This is a genomic window from Lutibacter sp. A64 (assembly GCF_022429565.1).
Taxonomy (GTDB): Bacteria; Bacteroidota; Bacteroidia; order Flavobacteriales; family Flavobacteriaceae; genus Lutibacter.
The window spans coordinates 2,736,032-2,752,628 of sequence record NZ_CP092487.1; the positions used below are offsets into that span (position 1 = coordinate 2,736,032).

Genomic DNA, 16,597 nt, shown 5'->3' on the forward strand with positions numbered 1-16,597 from the left:
CATCTCCAACTACATTACTAATAGCATCATAAGTAAACTACCATTTGAAGCTAAAGATACACTTCCAGAAGCTAAAACAGCTGTAAGCGCATCTAAATCCGTATCAGTGTCATTTATTAAAACACCATCTGAAGCCGCTACATTTAAAGTTTTACCTTCAACAACATAATAGGGCCCATCTATATTTGCAACAGGTCTAATATTTGTAAATCTTACCCTTAATCTAGCCGTATCGGTATTTGTACCATCTGAAATATTATAATTATAATCAACTCTACCATTTACTGCATTATTTAATCCAGAAGCCTGAACCGTAACATCTCCATTACTGGTAATTGTAATTAAATTACCATTACCATCATCTAGTAAGTTAACAGGGTTTGTTACCGTAGTAGAAGCCGCAAAAGAATCATTATCAAGTACATTCCCTAAATATATAGGATCAGTTTGAGTATGACTAATACTATATGTATCATTATTAGCTAAAATACCCGCAACAACGTCAAAAGTTAAAACAGCAATGTCAAACTCCCCTGCTGGATTCACTGCTACATAGTCAATTGTTACAGTAGTACCTGGAGCTACTCCTGTTGCATCATAAGTATAAACTCCATTAGAATTCATAGTAATAACTCCTTCCGAAGCTATTGCATTAGGCACTATAAGTGAAGAACCAATATCATTACCTAAAACATTTCCGGACATACTTGCATTTTCAGCAATTGAAATAGGACCATCATCATTTGCCGTCACCTGAGCATGTGCCTTATTATTAACAAGACAAATTACCGCTAACAATAATATAACTATTGTCCTTTTTAATTTGTTTCCGGATTTTTTTTTTGCAGCGTAATTTTTTTCCATATATAATTTATTTTAAATCATTTAAAAACATTAAACACCACCTTATTGAGGTACCCATTAAATGCATTAACTACTATAATTAAAACTTGCTTATTCCTAAAATATGAATCTCGTATATTTTTTTTAAAAAAATTATAAATAAACGCAACTCAATGTTTTAAGAATTTACAAATCTTTATGTTAACATAAATTTATGTTAATTTTTTGACATAACAAATTAATAATTTTTTTTTATTAATCACACGCTTATTAATGATATATAAATAAATAACCATTTTTTTATAATAAACTACCTGTTTTCAACAATAAACAGTCGCTAAATAAAATTAACACTCTAAGCTTGAAAAAAACAACAACAATTTCACAAATTGAATCAAGTAAAATAAATTAACACCGAATATTTTACTTCAAGACGTCAAAGTCAACTATAATTTTGAGATTTGATGAATTACTATTCAATTGCCACTAAAATTTCACTTAAAAAAGTATCTAAATTAAAATCTGGATGCTCAGTCAAACCAAACTTAACAACAACAACATCTTTTGAAGGAATTATAAACACATGCTGCCCTTGATAACCGTTACAAGAAAACAAATCTTTTGGTACATTCGAATATACACCTCCAGCATTTAACCAAAATTGCGCTCCATATCTCCCATTTGAAGTATTAGTAGGAGTTTTGGTATAATCTACCCAAGATTTATTTAATATCTGCTCCCCATTCCAATTCCCTTCATTTAAATATAAAAGTCCAAATTTTGCCCAATCGCGCGCAGTAGCCCAACCATAAGAAGAAGCAATATAATTTCCTGAAATATCGGTTTCAATTACCATAGAATTCATTCCAATTTTATCTATTAGTTCTGCATACCAGAAATCTAAATATTCTTGGTGTGTTTTAAACTGATTTCTAATAAATCCAGAAAGTAAGTTTGTAGTTCCAGAAGAATAATTCCAACTTTCGTTAGGTTTACTTTTTAAAGGTTTTTCAAGTTGTATTTTAGTCATATCTTCAGCTAAAAACAACATCTTTGTAACATCTGAAATAGTATTGTAATCTTCAACCCACTCCAAACCACTATTCATTTGCAATAAATTATTTAACGAAATCTTTGAACGTTCGTCATTTTCCCATTCCGGAAATAAATTGGTAGTATTTACATTAATTTTACCTTGTTTTTCCAAAATACCTAAAACAGCACTTGCAATACTTTTTGTCATAGACCAACCCAATAATTTTGTTTCATTTGTAAATCCAGGTGCATATTTTTCTGCAATTATCTGGTTTTTATAAATTACTACAACCGCACGTGTTCTTTTAATGGTATCCTCTGGTTTATCAAAAGCATTAGCTACAGCAGTATTTAAAGCCTTATAATTTACATTATTAAATAAAGTATCTTTTTGAGGTAAATTTCCATAAGGATATGGTAAATTTTTAGTTGTAATTTTTCTATTAGGCTTAAATTTCACATTTTCATTTCCCTTTGGAAGCAATACACAACCAACACCCTCTTTATATATTGCCTTTCTTGGTTTTAACCCAAACACTGTTGACGTAACTGATTTCTCTTCATTATTAATAGTATTTTTAGCCAAATTTATTGGGCTAAATCCGTTATCCCCAACCTCAATTGAAGCTAAATCTCTACCAGCTTCAAACGTACAAGAACAAACGCTTTTTGCTGAAAAACCAGTAATTATATTTAAACGCGAATAATTAAAAATTATAACAGCAATAATTATAATTAGCAAAGGAAGTATTCCAAATTTTAGTATTTTTTTCATTTAATAGCATTAAAAATGTGAGTCTAAAATACTATTTATTTTGCCAACTAAAAAAAAGGTTATAAATTTGTTAACCATTTAGTTAAACTATATAGTTAATTTTAATGAAAAAAGAAAAAGATACAACCACAGAAGCTACAATTTTAAATGCTGCAAAAGTAATTTTTGAACGTAAAGGAATGGATGGTGCACGTATGCAAGAAATTGCCGATGAAGCTGGCATAAACAAAGCCTTGCTGCATTATTACTATAGAAGTAAACAATTGCTTTTTGAAGCCGTTTTTAAAAATGCTTTTTTAATGCTAGCGCCACAATTAAATAAAATTTTAAATAGCAATGATAGTTTAAATGATAAAATAAAAGGATTTACAAAAAATTACATTTCATTTATAATTAAGCATCCTTATTTACCTAATTTTATAATAAATGAATTAAATAGAAGTCCGGAATTTGTTCAAAAATTTATTTCAGAAAAACATTTTCCTAATATTCAAAAATTCAAACAACAGGTTACAGAAAATGTAAATGATGGAAAAATAAGACCTATTAAAGCCGAACAACTTTTTATAAATATTATGGCATTAAATATTTTCCCATTTGTTGCAGCTCCTCTACTAAAAGGCTTTTTATCAATAGACAATAACGATGACTATAGGCAACTTATGGAAGAACGAACTACCGAAGTTTCTAATTTTATAATTAATGCTTTAAAAGTTTAAAAAAATGAAAAAAACACTTTTTTTACTCATCCTATTCTTTTCTCAAATACTATTTTCTCAAGAAAAATTAAACTTAGAAACCTGTTATTCTCTATTGAATAAAAATTATCCTTTAGCAAAACAATTAGATATTTTTACTAAACAAAACAACATAGATTTAGCAACTATTTCAACCAATAAATTACCTAAGTTGGAGTTGGGCGCACAATCAACCTACCAGTCTGATGTTACAAAAATGCCGATTTCAATTCCAAATATCACAGTTGAACCACCAAATAAAGACCAATACAAAGCAACACTTTCAATTAATCAACTTATTTATAACGGAGGCAAAATAGATGCTACAAAAAAAGTGAGTGAAGCTACTTTAAAAGAACAAAAAAAAAATATTGAAGTAAGTTTATACCAACTAAAAAACAGTGTAAATGCATACTATTTTTCTATATTACTTTTTAATGAAAAAATTGAATTATTACACGCTAAAAAAAAGCTTTTAGAGAGCAAATTAACAGAGGTTAAAGCAGGAATTAAATTTGGAGCATTATTACCAAGTTCAGACAGTGTTATAGAAGTAGAACTATTAAAAATTAAACAACAATTAGAAGAAATTAATTTAAATAAAAACAGCTTAATTACTTCTTTATCGCAGCTTATTGGCACTTCAATTTCAACAACAACAGCATTTGAAAACCCAACTATTTCAACAGATTTTAATTCCGAATTAAAAAGACCTGAATTAACACTATTTCAACTTCAAAAAGAAAAAATTGAGTCTTCAGAAAAGCTTCTTTCAAAACAAAACGCACCCAATTTAATAGGTTTTGCTACAGGAGGTTATGGAAATCCTGGTTTAAACATGCTAGATAATTCTTTTCAAACTTATTACCAAGTTGGTATTAAATTAAATTGGACAGTTTTTGATTGGAATGCAACAAAAAAACAACAAGAATCTTTATTAATAAACAAAGAAATTGTTGATAATAAAAAACAAGTTTTTGAATTAAACACAAACATCCAATTACAACAAAAACAAACAGACATTAACAAGCTTTCTAGCCTTATAAATTCAGACAAAGAAATTATTGAATTACGAAAACAGGTAGTAGATGCTGCGGCATCTCAACTAAAAAATGGCGTTATAACTTCATCTGCATTTATTACAGAAGTAACCAATCTATTTGAAGCCGAAAACAGCTTACGCACACATAAAATTGAAATGCTTTTAGAAAAAGCAAACTACAACATTTTAAAAGGAAATTAATTATGAATAATTACAAAATACTACTCTTAATTTTAGCCGTAACAAGCAGCTTACTCTCTTGCAATAATAACGAGAGAGCAGATGGTTACGGTAATTTTGAAGCTACAGAAATTACAATTTCAGCTGAAAATAATGGAAAATTATTACACTTTGAAATTGAAGAAGGCACAACTCTAAAAAAAGGAGATTTTATTGGTTATATAGATACCATATCTTTAGCTTTAAAAAAACAACAATTACTTATTTCTAAAGAAATTGTTTATTCAAAATCCAAAGGAGTTCTATCTCAAATAAACGTGTTAAATGCCGAATTAAAAACTGCTAAAATCTCAAAAAACAGAATCGAAAATCTACTTAAAGAAAATGCCGCAACAAAACAACAATTAGATGCCATAGATGGTAAAATTGATGTTTTAAACCAACAAATAAGAAGTATTGAAATCCAAAATGCACCTATAGTTAACGAATTAAAAAATTTAGATATTCAATTAGAACAAATCCAAGATCAACTTAAAAAAAGTAACATTATAAATCCTGTTACAGGAACTGTTTTAGTAAAATATGCAGAACCAAACGAACTAGTTTCTTTTGGAAAACCACTTTATAAAATTGCAGATTTAAACACTATGCAATTACGAGTTTATGTTAATGAAACTCAATTATCAAACATTAAAATAGGACAAGAAGTAACCATAAAAATTGATGAAGGAGACACCATGAAAAATTATACAGGAACAATTTCATGGATTGCTTCTGAAGCAGAATTCACACCAAAAATAATTCAAACAAAAGAAGAACGCGTAGCATTGGTATATGCAGTAAAAATTAATGTTGTAAACGATGGAAGCTTAAAAATAGGAATGCCTGCAGAAATGTGGATTTCAGAATAATTGCTTTATATTAAAAATGAGTATTTCTGTAAAAAATATTAGCAAATCGTACAAAAAAGTAAATGCTTTACAAAACATTACTTTCAATATAAAAGAAGGTGAATTATTTGGACTAATTGGACCAGATGGAGCAGGCAAAACAACCTTATTCAGAATTTTAACCACACTTTTAATTCCAAATCAAGGAAAAGCTACAGTCGCCAATTTTGACATTCTTAAAGATTACAAAAAAATCAGAAATAATGTAGGATATATGCCTGGACGGTTTTCGCTGTATCAAGATTTAACTGTTGAAGAAAATTTAGAATTTTTCGCTACAATTTTTGGAACTACCATTCAGCAAAATTACGATTTAATAAAAGATATTTACATTCAAATTGAACCTTTTAAAACCCGAAGAGCAGGAAAACTATCTGGCGGAATGAAACAAAAATTAGCGCTTTGTTGCGCTTTAATTCATAAACCTAAAGTACTATTTTTAGATGAACCAACCACTGGTGTTGATCCTGTTTCACGAAAAGAATTTTGGGAAATGTTAAAACGTTTACAAACTAAGGGAATTACCATTTTAGTTTCTACACCTTATATGGATGAGGCCGCTTTATGCGATAGAATTGCGCTTATTCAAGACGGAAAAATTCTAGAAATTGACACACCAAAAGCTATTGTAAAACACTATCCAAATCCAATATATAATATTCGTTCCAATAATATGTATCAATTAATAAACAGTTTAAATGAGTATAAATATAAGCACAGTGTCTATCCTTTTGGTGAATTTGTACACTATACAGATAGCAGAACAGATTTTAACCCAAAAGAGATAAAAACATATTTAGAATCTAAAAACTTTTATAATATAGAAATTGAAGAAACACAACCAACCATAGAAGATACTTTTATGGAATTGGCAAAGTAAATAAAGACCAATATAGAGCGAATTTGCGTCGACCTGAACCTGTTTAAGGTTCTCATAATAATTGAAAAACTATATAGTGAGATTCTGAAACAAATTTAGAATGACGAGTTTAATAATGAAGAAAAATGAAACAAGAAAATGTAATACACGTTGAAAACCTTACCAAAAAATTTGGAGATTTTACGGCTGTAAATAACATTACTTTCGAAGTTAAAAAAGGTGAAATATTTGGTTTTTTAGGAGCCAATGGAGCAGGAAAAACCACCGCAATGAAAATGTTGATTGGAATCTCCACACCAACATCTGGAGCAGCAAATGTAGCCGGTTTTAATGTGTTTACAAATGCCGAAGCAATTAAAAAAAATATTGGCTATATGAGTCAGAAATTTGCTTTGTATGATGATTTAACTGTAAAAGAAAATATTACATTTTTTGGAGGTATTTATGGCTTAAATCGTAAACAAATAAATGAAAAAAGATGCCAGTTAGTTGAAGAATTAGGCTTGCAAAACATTACAAACAAACTTGTAGGCTCGTTACCACTAGGTTGGAAACAAAAAATATCTTTTTCGGTAGCTCTTTTACACAATCCAAAAATTGTGTTTTTAGATGAACCAACTGGTGGTGTAGATCCAATTACTAGACGTCAATTTTGGGAAATGATTTATAAAGCGGCTCACCAAGGCACTACCATTTTTGTAACAACGCATTATATGGACGAGGCGGAATATTGCGATAGAGTATCTATAATGGTAAACGGTAAAATTGAAGCTTTAGATACACCTAAAAAATTAAAAGAACAATTTAATGTAAATAATATGAATGATGTGTTTTTAAAATTAGCAAGGTAAACCAACTAACAGTAAGTAAATTATGAAACGTTTTATAGGATTTATAAAAAAAGAATTTTACCATATTATTAGAGATAAACGTTCGTTGTTTATTCTTTTTGGTATGCCAATTGCACAAATAATGTTATTTGGTTTCGCCATTACCAACGAAATCAACAATGTAGATATTGCTATTTTAGACCATTCAAAAGATGTAACAACCAAAGAAATTATTAATAAAATTTCAGCTTCAAAATATTTCAGCATTAAGCAAATGCTAGAAAAAGAAGAAGATATTGCTTCAGTCTTTAAAAAGGGCCACGTTAAAGCAGTTTTAAATTTTGAACAAAACTTTAGTGAGAATTTAATTAAAGAAAATAAAGCTAACATACAAATTGTTACAGATGCTACAAACCCAAACACAGCCAATACAATTAGTAATTATATTAATGCTATTGTAATTCAATATCAAAAAGAATTAAATAAAAATAGTGTCTCTAATTACCAAATAAACACCAAAACACGCTTGGTTTACAATCCAGAATTAAAAAGCGTATATATGTTTGTACCTGGTGTAATGACAATGATTCTTATGCTAGTATCTGCTATGATGACATCTATTTCCATAACCAGAGAAAAAGAATTAGGAACAATGGAAATTCTATTAGTATCACCTCTAAAACCTTTTCAGGTTATTATTGGTAAAGTTTTTCCGTATATTTTTCTATCTATAATTAATGCAATCATTATTATTTTATTAAGCATTTTTATTTTTAAAATGCCTGTTCAAGGAAGTTTATTTTTATTAGGATTAGAAAGCGTGTTATTCATTATAACATCACTAGCATTAGGTATTTTAATTTCAACAATTTCTGCCACACAACAAACCGCTATGATGATTTCTTTAATGGGATTAATGCTCCCTGTTATTTTGTTATCTGGCTTTATTTTTCCTATTTCAAGTATGCCTTTACCAATGCAAGTAATAAGTAATATTGTTCCTGCCAAATGGTTTATAATTATTATAAAAGGCATTATGTTAAAGGGTGTTGGGTTGCAATATATCTGGAAAGAAACGCTGATTTTAGCAGGAATGACTGTTTTTTTTATTGGATTAAGTGTAAAGAAATATAAAATAAGATTAGAATAAGTTTTATAATTTTTGAAGGAACATAAAAATATTAAAAACACCTGATACAGAATACTAGTTACCAGATACTACAAAATGAAAACAATACTATACATAATACAAAAGGAATTCAAACAAATCTTTAGAAATAAAGGAATGCTTCCTATTATTTTTATTATGCCTATAATGCAGCTTTTAATATTAGCAAATGCAGCTACTTTTGATATTAAAAATATTAAGTTTGGATATATTGATAATGATCGCACATCAACCTCAAGAGAATTAATTGAAAAATTTAATGCTTCAACATATTTTAATGTACTAACAGATTTTCCTTCAGAAAAATTAGCTAGTTCAGAAATGTTAAACGGAAAAGTAGATGTTGTTTTAGAAATTCCACAATATTTTGAACGCGACTTACAAGCAGAAAAATACAATAGTTTAGGTGTAACCATTAATGCAATTGATGGTGCAGCAGCAGGAGTAGAAAATGTTTATGTTTCTCAAATTATACAACGTTTTAATCAAAAAATAAAAGTGGAGTTATCTCATATTTCAGACACACAAATTAAACCCGTATACATTGAGACCATTCCCCTATTTTGGTACAACAAAACCCTAAACTATAAAACGTTTATGGTACCAGGAATATTGGTTTTACTTGTAACTATGATTATTTTATTTTTATCTGGAATGAACATTGTAAGAGAAAAAGAAATTGGAACATTAGAGCAAATAAATGTTACACCAATAAAGAAAAGTCAATTTATAATAGGTAAACTTTTCCCATTTTGGATAATAGGATTAGGTCTATTATCCGTTGGATTAATTATAACAAAACTTGTATTTAATGTTCCAATGGTTGGTAGCTTAGCACTTATGTATTTATACACTTCCGTTTATATTTTAGTAATTTTAGGTATTGGCCTATTTATTTCAAATTTTACAGACACACAGCAACAAGCTATGTTTATCTCTTGGTTTTTTATGGTTATTTTTATTCTAATGAGTGGTTTATTTACACCTATAGAAAGTATGCCTAAATGGGCTCAAGTAATAACAGAATTTAATCCAATAAGATACTTTGTAGAAATTATGCGAATGGTAATGTTAAAAGGATCTGGACTTAACGACATACTTCCTCAACTAATAAAAACAACTATTTACGCAGTTATTATGAATGGTTTGGCTGTTTGGAGCTATAAAAAAACAAATTAATTTCCCTTTAAACGAACCCACAAATCTGACAATAACTTTTTGCCATCACGTCTATCTTTTGGTTCCTCTATAAATGTTAATCCTCCTAAATTATCAACTGCTATTTTATATTTAAAAACAAAATTTTGAGATGCTGGCTCTAAACTTAAAAGTCCAAAACGTAAATCGTTGAAATACAGATTCCCTTTATCTTGAGATATAATATACCATCCTTTAGAAATTGAAATCATACGTTTTACTTTGTTATTTTCAACAAGATTTCCTAATAAATGATGATTTTTAGGATAACTTTCAAAATTGATTGGTTTTGAATCAAAAAATGAATAATTGGCTAATAAATATGAGTCCTCAGTTTCTACATTAGCACTCCAAAGTATTGTATTTAAAAGTGAAGGCCGTGTATCTAATTGTATATAATTTATATCTTGTTTATCCAATGCAGATTCAAATTGGTTAAAAGCTATCCACTTTAATAAAAATGTAAGCACTAAATAGGATGAACTTATTATTAAACCAATATTATTATAGAATCTTCTTTTTTTTGCTAATCGTTTTTGAAACATAGCTAAAATTAAAAACACTAAAAAAGGTACTGTATACAAAGGGTCGATTACAAAAACTGTTTTTAAAGCTAATCTAAAATCAATAGGCCAAAACACCTGTGTACCCCAAGTGGTGTGTGCATCTAAAATGGAATGTGTAAAAAATGCCCAGAAAAATAACCAAAACCAACCTTTAAAATTTTTATACATCTCATATTTGGAAACAATCCAACCAAAAATAAAAGCAAAAAGCACTGCAAACACAATAGAATGTGTAAATCCGCGATGTATAGAAATTGCAGTTACAGTATCTGTAAAATACGAAGAAATTATATCTAAATCAGGAATAGTACCAGCAATTGCACCATAAAGCATTGCTTTATTTCCAACTTTTTTACCTAAAACAGCCTCTCCAACGGCAGCTCCTAATACTATTTGAGTTAATGAATCCATAAAGTTTTCAAAAGTAAGTCTTGTAATTCAGATAACATAAAATATTTAATTTTTGGCAGTAATAAGTTTATTAAACAATTACAGAACTTACTAAAACCAAACAAAAAGTATAGAATATTATCACAAAAAGAATGGCTTCTCTAAACACCTCCTAAAGTTGAAGCCCTCAAAATTCAAATATTAGCAAGCATACAACCCTTAAAATAATAATTTCTTAAGAAAAGATTTTAAGAACTTCAATTAAAACAATCTCAATTTTGTAATTTTGTATTTAGAATCATTCTAAAAAACAAAAATGATAGATATTGATAAAATTAGAGCTGATTTTCCTATTCTAAAAGAAACAGTAAATGGAAAACCATTAGTTTATTTAGACAATGCCGCAACTACTCAAAAACCACAAGTTGTAATAGATTCCATTGTAAATTATTATACCACTATAAATTCAAATATTCATAGAGGTGTTCATACTTTAAGTCAAAAAGCAACAGATGCATATGAACAAGCTCGTATAAAATTACAACAGCACTTTAATGCAAAAAAAAGTTACGAAATTATACTTACTTCCGGTACAACACACAGTATCAATATTGTTGCTACGGGTTTTACTTCATTATTAAATAAAGGTGATGAAATTATAGTTTCTGCCTTAGAGCATCATTCAAATATAGTTCCTTGGCAAATGTTATGTGAACGTACTGGAGCTATTTTAAAAGTAATTCCAATGAATTTAGATGGTGATTTAGTACTTTCTGAATACGACAAATTACTTTCAGATAAAACAAAACTAGTTTTTGTAAATCACGTTTCAAATGCATTAGGTACCATAAATCCTATTGAAGAAATTATTAAAAAAGCACACAACGTAGGTGCAGCCGTTTTAATTGATGGTGCACAAAGTTGCCCACATATAAAACCAGATGTACAAACCTTAGATGTTGATTTTTATGTAGCATCTGCACACAAATTATGTGGCCCAACAGGCGTTGGAATTTTATACGGAAAAGAGGAGTGGCTAAACAAATTACCGCCATACCAAGGTGGTGGTGAAATGATAAAACAGGTGACTTTTGAAAAGACTACTTATGCCGATTTACCTCATAAATTTGAAGCCGGAACTCCAAATATTGCTGGCGGAATAGCCTTTGGAACTGCTATTGATTATATGAACAATATTGGCTTTGATAATATTACCGCATATGAAGATAAATTATTAAAGTATGCAACCAAAAAACTACTTGAAATTGAAGGTTTAAAAATTTATGGAACTTCAAAACATAAAACTGCCGTAATTTCATTTAATATTGGAAACATTCATCCGTATGATATTGGTTCAATTATAGATAAATTAGGAATTGCAGTAAGAACAGGACACCATTGCGCACAGCCAATTATGGACTTTTATAAAATTCCTGGCACCGTAAGAGCATCGTTCTCTTTTTACAATACTTTTGAAGAAGTAGATATGCTATGTGATGCTTTATTAAAGGCTAAAATGATGTTATCGTAAGTTTGAAAGTTGCAAAGTAAAAAGTTTTAAAATTATTCAAAAATAGCAAACCTAACAGGTTTTAAAAACTTGTTAGGTTTTTTTTAAGTTATAATTTGTCATTCCTATGAAAACAAGAATCTAAAACAGACCTAAATATGAATTTCTACCTTCGCAGCAATGACAAAAAAATTGAAAGAAAACAACTCCAAACCAACTTTCAATTGCTAATTTACAACTATCAATTGCAACTACTTTCTTCCAAAATCCGCAGGAATTTCACCCCAAGCTTTGGTTTCCCACTTTAATATTTTAGTAGTATAAGTGTTCTCTTTCAGCCATTTTTCGGCACGTTTCACAAAATCGAATAACACTTTATTTTTTGAAGTTATTTGTAAATTGGTTCTACATTGTCCTTTTTTAACCCAAGAAATGGCAATTTTAGAATCTGAATAAATTGGAACATCTAAATTTCGTTGCTTTAAATAACCCAACCCGTGAACCAAAGCTAAAAACTCACCAATATTATTAGTTCCTTGTTCAAAAGGCCCTTGAATAAACAACTGCTTTTTATCTTTTGTTGTAACACCACGATATTCCATTTTGCCTGGGTTTCCAGCACAAGCGGCGTCTACAGCAATTGAATTAAGTATTGGTTTTCCGTATTTTTTTAATTCCTCTGCAGAAAGTTTTACGGTTTTGGTATCCTTACCAACATAATCTTTATAATTCCCTTTAAAAGCACTTTCAGCAGCCTCTTTTGAAGCAAAAGATTTGTATTGTGCACCCGTAAAATTTGAAATTTGTTTTTTACACATATCCCAAGAAGAATAAACACCCTTTTTATGCCCATTCCAAACTACATAAAACTTTTTTTTAGCCATAAAACTATAAGTCTAATACTACTTTTTCAATAATTTTTGGAAAAAACTCATATTCTAATTTATGTATTTTTTGAGCAACATCTTCAGCTGTATCGGTAGCTAAAACTTTAAAACGCTCTTGAAAAACAATAGCACCTTCATCATAATTTTCATTAACATAGTGTATTGTAATTCCAGATTCAGTTTCTTTATTTTTAACTACAGCTTCGTGCACATGCATTCCGTACATTCCTTTACCACCATATTTTGGCAACAATGAAGGATGAATATTTAGAATTTTATTTGGAAAAGCTTCAATAATTTCAGTAGGAATTTTCCATAAAAAACCCGCTAAAACAATAAAATCTGCTTTTTCCTTTAAAATAGTTAAAATTTTATCCGAAGTAAAAAAATCACTTTTATTAAAGTTTATACTACTAACATTTAATCTTTTAGCACGTTCTAAAACTTTGGCATCTTTCTTGTTTGAAAGCACCTGAACAACAGAGATTAATTTATTATTTTTAAAATATTTAATAATATTTTCAGCATTAGTACCTGAACCTGAGGCAAATATAACAATTCGTTTCATTTAGAAATCTATAGTTTTTGTAATTTATAAGAATAAAACAAACTAAAAAATTACTTGATATTGTATCACAAAATAAACAAATAATTAGTAACTTTCACTGCTTAAATAAAAAAACTTTTATTAATTTTAATATCATAATAAGTACTTTTATTAATTAAAAGATTTTCTTTTAAAGAAAGTTTTATATTTTTGCCGAGTAATTAAATTTAAAAATTAAAGAATTATGTCAGACATTGCATCAAGAGTAAAAGCCATTATCGTAGATAAATTAGGCGTTGACGAAAATGAAGTAACAATAGAAGCTAGCTTTACTAACGATTTAGGAGCAGACTCACTTGATACTGTTGAGTTAATTATGGAATTCGAAAAAGAATTCGATATTCAAATTCCAGACGATCAGGCTGAAAACATCGGTACTGTTGGTCAAGCAATTAGCTATATAGAAGACGCAAAAAAGTAATTTTATATGGAAATTAAGCGAGTTGTAGTAACTGGACTTGGTGCATTAACACCAATTGGAAACACTGTTGAACAATTTTGGAATGGGCTAACTAATGGAATTAGTGGTTCCGCTCCAATCACGTATTTTGATGCGTCCAAGTTCAAAACTCGTTTTGCTTGTGAGCTTAAAAACTTTGATGTTAAGGATTATCTTGATAGAAAAGAAGCTCGAAAAATGGATAGATTTACGCAGTATGCCATGGTGTCTACTGATGAGGCTATTCTAGATTCTAAACTAGATTTAGAAACAATTGATAAAAATAGAGTCGGCGTAATATGGGGAGCTGGAATTGGTGGATTAGAAACATTCCAAAATGAATGTATTAATTTTGCCAATGGTGATGGTACTCCTAGATTTAACCCTTTCTTTATACCTAAAATGATTGCTGATATTGCACCTGGTCAAATTTCTATAAAATATGGATTTAGAGGACCAAATTTTGCAACAGTTTCAGCTTGTGCATCATCATCAAATGCGATTATTGATGCCTTAAATTATATTCGTTTAGGATATGCAGATTTAATGGTTTCTGGAGGTTCAGAAGCAGCAGTTACAATTGCAGGTATGGGAGGATTTAATTCGTTACAAGCACTTTCTACAAGAAATGACGACCCTGAAACAGCTTCAAGACCTTTTGATAAAGACAGAGATGGTTTTGTTTTAGGTGAAGGTGCAGGAACATTAATTCTTGAAGAATATGAACACGCTATCGCTAGAGGGGCAAATATTTATGCCGAAATTGGTGGTGGTGGATTATCAGCCGATGCATATCATATCACAGCTCCACACCCAGACGGTTTAGGAGCGCATAATGTTATGGTAAATTGCCTAAAAGATGCTGGATTAAAACCTGAAGATGTTGATGCTATTAACATGCACGGTACCTCTACTCCACTTGGAGATATTGCAGAATCTAAAGCAATTATAGAAGTTTTTGGTGAGCATGCATATAAGCTTAACATTAACTCAACTAAGTCAATGACAGGTCATTTATTAGGTGCTGCTGGAGCAGTTGAAGCAATTGCCTCAATACTTGCTATTAAAAACGGTATTGTACCACCTACAATCAATCACTTTAATGATGATGATCAAATTGACAGTAAATTAAACTTTACGTTTAATAAACCACAAAAACGTACTGTAAACGTTGCCATGAGTAATACTTTTGGCTTTGGAGGACACAATGCTTGTGTACTCTTTAAAAAATTTGAATAACAAAACATCTGAATGAACTTCATTCGAAAAATTATTGATACTCGTACAGAAAATGACGAAGTATTTTATAAAGATTTAAAACAAATAATAGGGTTTAAACCTAAAAATTTAGCATACTACAAGAAAGCTTTTATTCATCGCTCTATAAAAGAAGTTGATGAAAAAACAGGGCTTCCTGTTAACTATGAACGTCTAGAGTTTTTAGGAGATGCAATGCTGAGTTCTATTATTGCAGCATATCTATTTGAAGAAGTACCTTCTGGAGATGAAGGATATCTTACCAAAATGCGCTCTAAAATTGTTAGCAGAGATCATTTAAATGAACTAGGAAAAGACTTAGATTTATTTAGATTTGTTAGAAGTAATGTAGCAAAATCTAAATTTGGAGAAAACGTACACGGAAACATTTTTGAAGCATTAGTTGGTGCTATTTATTTAGATAGAGGCTATAATTATTGCAGAAAATTTATTTTTAAAAGAGTTGTTGTTCCCTATGTAGATGTACCAAAATTAGAAGGAAAAATAACTAGTTACAAAAGTTTATTTATTGAATGGTGTCAAAAAGTAAAAAACGATTTTGTTTTTGAAGTTTATGAAGATTCAGGCAATGATATAACAAAACACTTTAGCGTAAAACTATTTTTAGATGGTAAAATAATTGCAAAAGGAAGAGCAACATCTAAAAAGAAAGCCGAAGAAACAGCCGCAAAAAGAGCTTATTACGCATTTCAACAAGAAATTTCAGACATTTCATTATAACTAAAATTTTGTCTTAATTTACAAATCACGAATACGATTTCGTAAAATAATTAGTTACTGTTATTAAACAGTAGTACTTTTACAAAATTAATATTCATTCTTTATATGCAGGTATTTACATTTGATTTAGAAGATGATTATTTATTAATTGGAATTCATTCAACCGAAGAAGACTATAGATTGGCATATTTAATAAATAAACATTTAAACACTAAATTTGTTAGATATAAAGACAATTTAGATTTTAAAGATTCTACAGTAGAATTTCCATTATTTGAGTATAAAGATGAAAAAACATACCTAAATTATTATTTAATTAACAACAAATCTTTACAAGTTGTTAACGAACAATATAAAGATGGTTTATTTGGAGGAAATTATAGTACAACTTCTTATTTACTACCAGAAAAAAAGAAAGTCGATTTCTTATTAAAAATTGAAGGATGTACACCAGAATTTATTTTAGAAATGGTAGAAAAATTAAATAAATTAGACCAAATAATTACTTCATATCAAATTAAAACAAACACATTAAAATCAAAATATAATCTAATTTTTTAACA

The 16,597-nt window shown here is 29.1% G+C and carries 17 protein-coding genes; 12 read left to right on the forward strand and 5 right to left on the reverse strand.

What is annotated here, in order from left to right; genetic code table 11:
* Positions 1-9: 9 nt before the first annotated feature.
* Together MKD41_RS11110 and MKD41_RS11115 are read right to left on the reverse strand one after the other, a co-directional pair.
* Positions 10-864: a hypothetical protein gene (locus tag MKD41_RS11110; RefSeq protein ID WP_240242364.1), complete on the reverse strand. Its 855-nt coding sequence runs from the start codon at positions 862-864 to the stop codon at positions 10-12.
* Between the two features lie 451 nt (positions 865-1,315).
* Complete coding sequence (locus MKD41_RS11115; protein ID WP_240242365.1) at positions 1,316-2,653, reverse strand: serine hydrolase domain-containing protein; 1,338 nt, start codon at positions 2,651-2,653, stop codon at positions 1,316-1,318.
* Between the two features lie 104 nt (positions 2,654-2,757).
* Here MKD41_RS11115 and MKD41_RS11120 point away from each other — a divergent pair, with 104 nt between their 5' ends.
* The 7 genes from MKD41_RS11120 (at position 2,758) to MKD41_RS11150 (ending at position 9,619) form a co-directional block, all read left to right on the forward strand.
* On the forward strand, positions 2,758-3,372 hold the full coding sequence (locus MKD41_RS11120) for a TetR/AcrR family transcriptional regulator (RefSeq protein WP_240242366.1): 615 nt from the start codon (positions 2,758-2,760) through the stop codon (positions 3,370-3,372).
* Between the two features lie 4 nt (positions 3,373-3,376).
* Positions 3,377-4,633: a TolC family protein gene (locus MKD41_RS11125; protein ID WP_240242367.1), complete on the forward strand. Its 1,257-nt coding sequence runs from the start codon at positions 3,377-3,379 to the stop codon at positions 4,631-4,633.
* Positions 4,634-4,635: 2 nt separating this feature from the next.
* Positions 4,636-5,523 carry an HlyD family secretion protein gene (locus tag MKD41_RS11130; protein ID WP_240242368.1) on the forward strand — a complete coding sequence of 296 codons (888 nt, stop codon included), beginning with the start codon at positions 4,636-4,638 and terminating at the stop codon, positions 5,521-5,523.
* A 16-nt stretch (positions 5,524-5,539) separates the two neighbouring features.
* The gene (locus MKD41_RS11135; RefSeq protein ID WP_240242369.1) at positions 5,540-6,442 is read left to right on the forward strand and encodes an ABC transporter ATP-binding protein; all 903 of its coding nucleotides are present in this window, start codon (positions 5,540-5,542) and stop codon (positions 6,440-6,442) included.
* Positions 6,443-6,567: 125 nt separating this feature from the next.
* Entirely contained in the window at positions 6,568-7,293 is a 726-nt protein-coding gene (locus tag MKD41_RS11140; protein WP_240225810.1) for an ABC transporter ATP-binding protein, read from the forward strand.
* 22 nt (positions 7,294-7,315) lie between these two features.
* A complete protein-coding gene (locus tag MKD41_RS11145) occupies positions 7,316-8,422 on the forward strand; it encodes an ABC transporter permease (RefSeq protein ID WP_240242370.1) in 1,107 nt (368 codons plus the stop codon).
* A 75-nt stretch (positions 8,423-8,497) separates the two neighbouring features.
* Positions 8,498-9,619 (forward strand): ABC transporter permease, encoded by a 1,122-nt coding sequence (locus tag MKD41_RS11150; RefSeq protein WP_240242371.1) that lies wholly within the window; start codon positions 8,498-8,500, stop codon positions 9,617-9,619.
* Here the strand turns inward: MKD41_RS11150 and MKD41_RS11155 are convergent.
* On the reverse strand, positions 9,616-10,614 hold the full coding sequence (locus MKD41_RS11155) for a metal-dependent hydrolase (RefSeq protein ID WP_240242372.1): 999 nt from the start codon (positions 10,612-10,614) through the stop codon (positions 9,616-9,618). The two genes, MKD41_RS11150 and MKD41_RS11155, sit on opposite strands and share 4 nt — an antisense overlap.
* A gap of 295 nt (positions 10,615-10,909) precedes the next feature.
* On the opposite strand from MKD41_RS11155, the gene MKD41_RS11160 reads away from it, so the two are divergent.
* Positions 10,910-12,124, forward strand: coding sequence for an aminotransferase class V-fold PLP-dependent enzyme (locus MKD41_RS11160; RefSeq protein WP_305852411.1), 1,215 nt, complete (start codon positions 10,910-10,912; stop codon positions 12,122-12,124).
* Positions 12,125-12,354: 230 nt separating this feature from the next.
* On the opposite strand, the gene MKD41_RS11165 is transcribed toward MKD41_RS11160, so the two are convergent.
* Positions 12,355-12,987, reverse strand: coding sequence for a ribonuclease H1 domain-containing protein (locus MKD41_RS11165; protein ID WP_240242373.1), 633 nt, complete (start codon positions 12,985-12,987; stop codon positions 12,355-12,357).
* Between the two features lie 4 nt (positions 12,988-12,991).
* Positions 12,992-13,558, reverse strand: a complete 567-nt coding sequence (gene purN, locus MKD41_RS11170) for a phosphoribosylglycinamide formyltransferase (RefSeq protein WP_240242374.1) — start codon at positions 13,556-13,558, stop codon at positions 12,992-12,994.
* Positions 13,559-13,781: 223 nt separating this feature from the next.
* On the opposite strand from purN, the gene MKD41_RS11175 reads away from it, so the two are divergent.
* The 4 genes from MKD41_RS11175 to MKD41_RS11190 all read left to right on the forward strand — a co-directional run bounded on the left by MKD41_RS11175 (position 13,782) and on the right by MKD41_RS11190 (position 16,595).
* A complete protein-coding gene (locus MKD41_RS11175) occupies positions 13,782-14,018 on the forward strand; it encodes an acyl carrier protein (RefSeq protein ID WP_134248150.1) in 237 nt (78 codons plus the stop codon).
* Between the two features lie 6 nt (positions 14,019-14,024).
* Complete coding sequence (gene fabF, locus MKD41_RS11180; RefSeq protein WP_240242375.1) at positions 14,025-15,275, forward strand: beta-ketoacyl-ACP synthase II; 1,251 nt, start codon at positions 14,025-14,027, stop codon at positions 15,273-15,275.
* Between the two features lie 12 nt (positions 15,276-15,287).
* Entirely contained in the window at positions 15,288-16,034 is a 747-nt protein-coding gene (gene rnc / locus MKD41_RS11185) for a ribonuclease III (RefSeq protein ID WP_240242376.1), read from the forward strand.
* Between the two features lie 105 nt (positions 16,035-16,139).
* Positions 16,140-16,595 (forward strand): IPExxxVDY family protein, encoded by a 456-nt coding sequence (locus MKD41_RS11190; protein ID WP_240242377.1) that lies wholly within the window; start codon positions 16,140-16,142, stop codon positions 16,593-16,595.
* Positions 16,596-16,597 lie beyond the last annotated feature (2 nt).

Excerpts from the sequence above, each read along its gene's own strand:
- MKD41_RS11110 (WP_240242364.1), bottom strand. The coding sequence starts at position 864 with ATGGAAAAAAATTACGCTGCAAAAAAAAAATCCGGAAACAAATTAAAA.
- MKD41_RS11115 (WP_240242365.1), bottom strand. The coding sequence starts at position 2,653 with ATGAAAAAAATACTAAAATTTGGAATACTTCCTTTGCTAATTATAATT.
- MKD41_RS11120 (WP_240242366.1), top strand. The coding sequence starts at position 2,758 with ATGAAAAAAGAAAAAGATACAACCACAGAAGCTACAATTTTAAATGCT.
- MKD41_RS11125 (WP_240242367.1), top strand. The coding sequence starts at position 3,377 with ATGAAAAAAACACTTTTTTTACTCATCCTATTCTTTTCTCAAATACTA.
- MKD41_RS11130 (WP_240242368.1), top strand. The coding sequence starts at position 4,636 with ATGAATAATTACAAAATACTACTCTTAATTTTAGCCGTAACAAGCAGC.
- MKD41_RS11135 (WP_240242369.1), top strand. The coding sequence starts at position 5,540 with ATGAGTATTTCTGTAAAAAATATTAGCAAATCGTACAAAAAAGTAAAT.
- MKD41_RS11140 (WP_240225810.1), top strand. The coding sequence starts at position 6,568 with ATGAAACAAGAAAATGTAATACACGTTGAAAACCTTACCAAAAAATTT.
- MKD41_RS11145 (WP_240242370.1), top strand. The coding sequence starts at position 7,316 with ATGAAACGTTTTATAGGATTTATAAAAAAAGAATTTTACCATATTATT.
- MKD41_RS11150 (WP_240242371.1), top strand. The coding sequence starts at position 8,498 with ATGAAAACAATACTATACATAATACAAAAGGAATTCAAACAAATCTTT.
- MKD41_RS11155 (WP_240242372.1), bottom strand. The coding sequence starts at position 10,614 with ATGGATTCATTAACTCAAATAGTATTAGGAGCTGCCGTTGGAGAGGCT.
- MKD41_RS11160 (WP_305852411.1), top strand. The coding sequence starts at position 10,910 with ATGATAGATATTGATAAAATTAGAGCTGATTTTCCTATTCTAAAAGAA.
- MKD41_RS11165 (WP_240242373.1), bottom strand. The coding sequence starts at position 12,987 with ATGGCTAAAAAAAAGTTTTATGTAGTTTGGAATGGGCATAAAAAGGGT.
- purN (WP_240242374.1), bottom strand. The coding sequence starts at position 13,558 with ATGAAACGAATTGTTATATTTGCCTCAGGTTCAGGTACTAATGCTGAA.
- MKD41_RS11175 (WP_134248150.1), top strand. The coding sequence starts at position 13,782 with ATGTCAGACATTGCATCAAGAGTAAAAGCCATTATCGTAGATAAATTA.
- fabF (WP_240242375.1), top strand. The coding sequence starts at position 14,025 with ATGGAAATTAAGCGAGTTGTAGTAACTGGACTTGGTGCATTAACACCA.
- rnc (WP_240242376.1), top strand. The coding sequence starts at position 15,288 with ATGAACTTCATTCGAAAAATTATTGATACTCGTACAGAAAATGACGAA.
- MKD41_RS11190 (WP_240242377.1), top strand. The coding sequence starts at position 16,140 with ATGCAGGTATTTACATTTGATTTAGAAGATGATTATTTATTAATTGGA.